This is a genomic window from Cupriavidus sp. WS, assembly GCF_000395345.1.
GTDB classification, from domain to species: Bacteria; Pseudomonadota; Gammaproteobacteria; order Burkholderiales; family Burkholderiaceae; genus Cupriavidus; species Cupriavidus basilensis_B.
On sequence record NZ_AQPL01000064.1, the window covers coordinates 1 to 6,418 of the forward strand.

Annotated in this window: 7 protein-coding genes; 1 reads left to right on the forward strand and 6 read right to left on the reverse strand. The window is 72.0% G+C overall.

What is annotated here, in order from left to right; genetic code table 11:
• The 6 genes from K206_RS0106335 to mltG form a co-directional block, all read right to left on the reverse strand.
• Positions 1 to 1,495: acyl-CoA dehydrogenase family protein (locus K206_RS0106335; RefSeq protein WP_020201570.1), on the reverse strand; the 1,495-nt coding region annotated here is incomplete at its 3' end.
• A 347-nt stretch (positions 1,496 to 1,842) separates the two neighbouring features.
• Positions 1,843 to 2,364, reverse strand: a complete 522-nt coding sequence (locus K206_RS0106340; RefSeq protein ID WP_020201571.1) for a GNAT family N-acetyltransferase — start codon at positions 2,362 to 2,364, stop codon at positions 1,843 to 1,845.
• 121 nt (positions 2,365 to 2,485) lie between these two features.
• Positions 2,486 to 2,929: a PilZ domain-containing protein gene (locus K206_RS0106345; RefSeq protein WP_052165794.1), complete on the reverse strand. Its 444-nt coding sequence runs from the start codon at positions 2,927 to 2,929 to the stop codon at positions 2,486 to 2,488.
• A gap of 96 nt (positions 2,930 to 3,025) precedes the next feature.
• Positions 3,026 to 4,033 (reverse strand): DNA polymerase III subunit delta', encoded by a 1,008-nt coding sequence (locus tag K206_RS0106350; protein WP_020201573.1) that lies wholly within the window; start codon positions 4,031 to 4,033, stop codon positions 3,026 to 3,028.
• Between the two features lie 85 nt (positions 4,034 to 4,118).
• Entirely contained in the window at positions 4,119 to 4,733 is a 615-nt protein-coding gene (tmk, locus tag K206_RS0106355) for a dTMP kinase (RefSeq protein WP_020201574.1), read from the reverse strand.
• Positions 4,734 to 4,742: 9 nt separating this feature from the next.
• Positions 4,743 to 5,738, reverse strand: coding sequence for an endolytic transglycosylase MltG (mltG, locus tag K206_RS0106360; RefSeq protein ID WP_020201575.1), 996 nt, complete (start codon positions 5,736 to 5,738; stop codon positions 4,743 to 4,745).
• Between the two features lie 224 nt (positions 5,739 to 5,962).
• Between mltG and K206_RS0106365 the strand changes: the two genes are divergently transcribed.
• The coding region (locus K206_RS0106365; protein WP_020201576.1) for a hypothetical protein at positions 5,963 to 6,418 on the forward strand (456 nt) is incomplete at its 3' end.

A 6,418-nucleotide genomic window follows, 5' to 3' on the forward strand; every position in this document is an offset into this window, starting at 1 on the left:
GGCGGGTGTCGGCTTCGCGCGCGCCGTCGGCCGCCGCCGTTCCGGCCAGCGCGGCGGCGCGCTGCCAGGCCTGCCACAGGGCCTGGCGCAGCGGCGCGGGCATGTCGGCCTGCTCCAGACGGGTGGCCAGCAGCGCTTGCAGCGCATGGTGCGCGCGCGCCTTGCCGACGGCCTGCCGGATGGCGTCCAGCGCGTCGATATTGCCGGTGCCCTCCGGCCACGCGCCGACGGCATCCTCGACATGGCCGCCACCGCGCACCGCCATCGCGCCGGCGGCCACGGCGACGTGGTCGCGGCCGGCGCGCACCCGGATCAGCGGCGTCAGCAGACGCAACGCCTGGCGCGCGCCGCCATCGCCCCCGCCGGCGCGCCGCATGGCGTCGGCGGTGGCCATCACCATCGACAAGGCGGCCTCCGTGGGCACCATCAGCTTGAGCAACTGGCGGCGCAGCAGCGGATCGCCGATGACCTCGCCCCCGAACGCGCCGCGGTGCCGCGCGGCCTGCAAGGCCTCGTTCAGGCCGCGGCGCATCATGCCCGCGGCGCGTACCGCGTGCGACATGCGCGACAGGCCGGCCAATTGTTCCGTCACCGGCCCGAGGCCCTGGTCGAGCGCGCCGACCGGATAGGCCAGCGCGCCTTCGAGCCGGACCTCGCCGCCGGCCATCGGGCCCCCGAGGCGGACGATGCGGCAGGCGTTGCGGCTGCCATCCTCCAGCCGGCGCGGCAGCGCGAACAGCGCCGGCCCGCGCGTGCCGGCGGGCACGCCTTCGGGCCGCGCCAGCAGCAGGGCCACGTCGGCATCGGCAGGCGGGCAGAATCCCTTCTCGCCGTACAGGCGCCACTGCCCGCCCGCCTCGCGGGCCACGGCCTCGATGGCGCCGGCGTCCGGACCGCCCGCCATCTCGATCGTCCCTTTCCACAGCACGGCCGGATCGGTCGCCAGCATGCGCGGCAGCAGCCACTGCTGCAAGGCCGGGCTGCCGAATCCGCGGATCAGGTGGATTGCGGTGTCGGTCGCGCCGACCGCGCACATCCGGGCGGCCCCGGACTGCGCGAACAGATACTGGAAGGCGTACCTCGCCGCCGGCGAGAGCGGCGCGCCCCAGCCCAGCACGCCGGCGCGGTGGCTCATGGCGTGGAGCTGGAAATCGCCGCGGGCGATGTGCTCCATCTCCTGCCAGGCCGGATGGTATTCGATCCAGTCGTGGTCCTCGCCCAGGCGCGTGCGCGCGTGCAGCACCGGGCCGTGCCCGGCGGCCACGGCCGCCAGCTCGTTCAGCCGCCCGCCAGCCAGTTGGCCCAGGCGCCGGAAATGCGGCAGCAGGTGGCGGTGCTCGGCGGCCGGCAGGTAGATCGCCAGCAAGTCCTGCACGCTGCGGTCGAGCGCGAAGACATCGAGGTCGGCGCAGTCGGGCGCCAGATGGCGGGCGCCGGTTCCGGCATCGGCCGGGCGGGGGCTGGTGGATTCGGCGTCGCTGGCCTGGAACGGCATCGGGGTCTCCGGCGGGGAACGATCGGGAATTGGCGGCCAGGCGCGCGCCGGATCGTGGCCGACCGTGGCGGATCGCGGCGAACGGGCGTGCAAGGCACGGCGATGCGGGGGCGGGGGCGGCCGGGCCGGAAGCCATTCTGGGCGGCGGGCGTTGCGCCGTCCAATCGCGTTTTTGGCACGATCGAGATGGGGATTCAATCAATCCCCGGCCCCGCATGGCGCGCGGGCGGTCGCGCGACTTCGCCGCGGCGGGAGGAACCGCGGATACCACCGGCCGCCAGGCTGGCGGCGCGGGTGGCCGGGATAGAGAAGGCGGAGAAAGCCGCGGGAGGCGCGGCCGGCCCGGGCTAGCCTGCCGGCTTGGTCAGGTGCCGGCCAAGAATCACGAGATCGCGCTCGATGCCGTCGAGCACGGCCACGCGCGGCAGGTGGCCCCAGCGCTCGAACCCCAGCGAGGCGAACAGGCCCAGGCTCGGCGCGTTGTGGCCGAAGATGAAGCCCAGCACGGTGTGCACGCCGATCTGCGGCGCATGGGCGATGGCCTGCTGCAGCAGGTGCCGGCCCAGGCCCTGGCCGCGGCTGCCGGCATCCAGGTAGATCGAGACCTCGGCGGTGGCGCCGTAGGCCGGGCGGCCATAGAAATCGGAGAAGCTGAGCCAGCCCGCCATGCGGCCGGCGCCGTCTTCCGCCACCCACAGCGGGCGGCGCGCGGGCGGATGGGCATCGAACCAGGCCTGGCGCGACGCCACGCTGACGGGCTCGGTATCGGCCGTGACCATGCGCGAGGCGACCGTGCTGTTGTAGATGGCGACGATGCCGGCCAGGTCGCGCGGCTGGGCGTCGCGCACCGTGAAAGCGTTTTCACTCATGTTGTTGCTTCTTCTCTGACTGCTTGTAAATCAATGGCCTGGACGCGAAACCCGATGTTTCACCCGATGTTTCACCTGATGTTTCACCCGATGCTCCGCCCGGCAGGCCCGCCGGTCTTGCCTACAGCGTCTGCGTGGGCCGGCTGGACTCGATGGCCTTGCCCAGGATCTCTTCCACCGCGCGGCGCAGGTTGCGGCCGTTGTCGTCGTCCGGCAGGTGGATGCCGATGCCGGGCGTCTTGTTGGGCGTGCCGACCGGCGTGATCCATGCCACCTGCCCCGCGATCTGGTATTTCTGCGGCCGGTCCAGCAGGGACAGCACGAGGAATACCTGCTCGCCCAGCCGGAACGGCCGGTTGCTCGGCACGAAGATGCCGCCGCGCTGCAGGAACGGCATGTAGGCGGCGTACAGGCCCGCCTGGTCCTTGATCGAAAGCGAAAGCACGTTCGGCCGCGAAGCCGCGCCCGGCACCGTCGCCGCGCCGATCCCGCCCGCCGTGGGCGCGCCCACGCCGGCGGCGCCGGGCACGCCCGGGCCCCGGCTTCCTGTTGCTGCTGTACTCATGACTGACCCCTTGTTGCTGACCGTGGCCTTCAGGCCTTATCGGTATGACTAACGGACACCACCCGGCAAACACAAGCAAGATGACTGCCAGGCCAACTACTGAAACATCTGCCGGTATTCCAGGAACACCGCTTCCATCACCAGGCGCGCGGCCAGCGGATGGTTCTCGCTGCGCCGGTGGTTCACCAGCCGCGCCAGGAAGGCCTGCAGCCGGTGCGCATCGGTAGCCTGCGCGCAGCGCGCGACGGCGGCCTGCTCGCGCGGGAAATAGCGCGGCGCCTGCGCCGCCGCCAGGCACGCCGACAGCAGATCGTACGTCCAGCGCTGCAGGATGCCAAGCACCGCGGGCACCGGCATCTTCTGCACATGCTCGGCGGCGCCCAGCGCGTCGAAGCCGGCGCCGCCGCCAAGCTGGCTCACCAGCCAGCGCTGCAGCGGCTGTTCCTCGGCCTCGGCGGCGTGCAGCGCGGTCAGCGGCGAGCCGCCGGCCAGCGCCAGTTGCGCCTCGGCATCGCCCACGCCCTGCCCGCGCAGCCACGCCAGCGCGTCGGCCTGCGTGGGCCGCTGCACGGAAAACTGGCGGCAGCGCGACAGGATGGTCGGCAGCACGCGGTCGAGCCGGTCGGTGACGAGCAGGAACACGGTCGAGGGCGGCGGCTCCTCCAGCGTCTTGAGCAGCGCGTTGGCGCCCTCGTTCTGCAGCGCGTCGAGCGGATACACCACCACCAGCCGCAGGCCGGCGCGATGGGTGCCGATGCCGACGGTCTCGATCAGCGCCCGCACCTGCTCCATGCGGATGACCTTGCTGGGCGCCTTCTTCTTGCCGCTGTCGTCGGTCTCGGCGTCGCCGGCGGCTTCCAGCGCCTCGGGGCGGACCACGGTGAAATCGGGATGGTTGCCCTGGCTGAACCAGTGGCAGGCCGCGCACGTGCCGCACGGCTGCCCGTCGGCGCGCGGCGTGTCGCACAGCAGCCCCTGGGCGAAGTGCAGCGCCAGGTCGCGCTTGCCGATGCCTTGCTGGCCGTGGATGAGCAAGGCGTGCGGCAGCCGCTCGCGCAGTCCGTTCAGCCGTTGCCAGTCTTCTGTCTGCCAGGGATAAAGCATGCGAATCAAGGAGTTAGGGAGTGATCTTCATCCACTGCATGGAGCGCTGCCGGTGGTATCAGCCTGCCATGATAGTGCCGCCGAATCAAAGCGTTGCGAGAATTTTCTCAAGTTCGGTCTGAATCTCGGCGATGGTGCGCGTGGCATCGATCACGCGGAAGCGCTGCGGCGCCTCCGCCGCGCGCCGCAGGTATTCCTGGCGCGTGCGCGCGAAGAAGGCGCGCGACTCGGCCTCGAACTTGTCGGGCTCGCGCGCGCCGGCCAGGCGGGCGCTGGCGGTTTCCAGCGGCACGTCGAACAGCAGCGTCAGGTCGGGCTGCAGGCCGTCCTGCACCCAGCCTTCCAGCACCTCCAGGCGCGCGCGCGGCAGACCCCTGCCGCCGCCCTGGTAGGCGAAGGTGGCGTCGGTGAAGCGGTCGGACACCACCCAGTCGCCGCGCGCCAGCGCGGGCTCGATGACTTCGGCGATGTGCTCGCGGCGGGCGGCGAACATCAGCAGCGCCTCGGTTTCCAGGTGCATCTTGCGATGCAGGAGGATCTGGCGCAGGTCCTCGCCCAGCGGCGTGCCGCCGGGCTCGCGGGTGGTGACCACCGCCGCGCTGCCGGCCAGGCGCGCGCGCAGGCGCTCGGCCACCCACTCCACGTGGGTGCTTTTGCCGGCACCGTCGATGCCCTCGAATGTGATGAATTTTCCGCGCATGGGAGAGACTTATTTGCCGCGCTGGTACTTGTCGACCGCGCGGTTGTGTTCGGGAAGCGAGTTGGAGAAATAGCTGCTGCCGTCGCCGCGCGCCACGAAGTACAGCGCGTCCGACGGCGCCGGCGCGGTCGCCGCGGCCAGCGAGGCCAACCCGGGCAGCGAGATCGGCGTGGGCGGCAGGCCCGCGCGCGTGTAGGTATTGTACGGGGTGTCGGCGAGCAGATCGCGCTTGCGGATATTGCCGTCGAAGGCTTCGCCCATGCCGTAGATCACGGTGGGATCGGTCTGCAGCATCATGCCCTTCCTGAGCCGGTTGACGAATACCGCGGCGATCATCGCGCGCTCGCCCGGCTGGCCGGTTTCCTTCTCGACGATGGAGGCCATCACCAGCGCCTCGTAGGGCGTCTTGTACGGCAGGCCGGACGCGCGCGCGTTCCAGGCGTCGGTCAGGCGGCGCTGCATCGCGCGGTAGGCGTGGCGATACAGTTCCAGGTCGCTGCTGCCGCGCGCGAACAGGTAGGTGTCCGGGAAGAACATGCCTTCCGGGGCCGGCTCGGGCGCGCCGATGGCCTTCATCAGCTCGGCGTCGGACAGGCCGCGGCTGTCGTGCTTGAGCGCCGGATGGGCGTCGACGGCGGCGCGCATCTTGCGGAATTCCCAGCCTTCGATCACGGTCAGGACGTAGTGGGTGACTTCGCCGCGGGCGATCTTGCCGAGCACCGACAGCGGCGAGGCGCCGCGCGCGAACTCGTAGCCGCCGGCCTTGAGGTCGGCGCCGTGGCCGGTCAGCCGCGCCAGCAGGGCGAACAGGCGCGCGTCCATCGGCACGCCGCCGCGCTGGATCTGGCGGCCGACGCTGGCCACGCTGGAATTGGGCTTGATCACCACTTCGACCGGCGTGGCCGGCAGTTCGAGGGGGCGGTTGGCCCACCAGGCGAAGGCGCCGGCCGCGGCGATCGCAAACACCAGCGCGGCCAGCAGCAGCCGCAGGAAAATACGTTTCATGTAGGCAGAAGGTAGCGGCGCCGCGTGCGCCCGCGCGCACCGCGGCAAAGACGGCGGCGCGCGGCAGGGGCCGCGGGCGCGCCGGCTGAAATGGCGACAGCCCCATATAATACCGGGAGCCTTGCGCCGCCACGAGCGCGCGCCGCCTGCCGCACCCGCCATCCGGCGCGCCCGCGCGCGCGCCGCCCGTCCAGATACGTGCCACAACGAGCCAGATTCCTGCCATGAACTCCCCTGCTCCCGACCTTGCCACCCAGTTCGAAGCCGCGCGCCAGGGCGGCGTCGTCTGCCGTCCCGCGCACCTGGGCCTGATCCGGGTCGCCGGCGAAGACGCGGCCAGCTTCCTGCACACGCAGCTGACCAACGCCATCGACGATCTCGGCGCCGGCAACGCGCGCCTGGCCGGCTATTGCTCGCCCAAGGGCCGCCTGCTCGCCAGTTTCCTGGTGTGGCGCGACGACGAAGGCATCGTGCTCCAGATCTCGGCCGACCTCCAGACCGCCATTCAGAAGCGCCTGAGCATGTTCGTGCTGCGCGCCAAGGCGCGCCTGTCCGACCTGACGCCGGCCGTCGCGCTGCTCGGCGTGGCCGGCCCCGGCGCTGCCGCCGCGCTGCGGGCCGCCGGCCTGCCCGCGCCGGACGCCCCCTGGCAGGCCGCCGCCGCGGCCGGCGCCACCGTG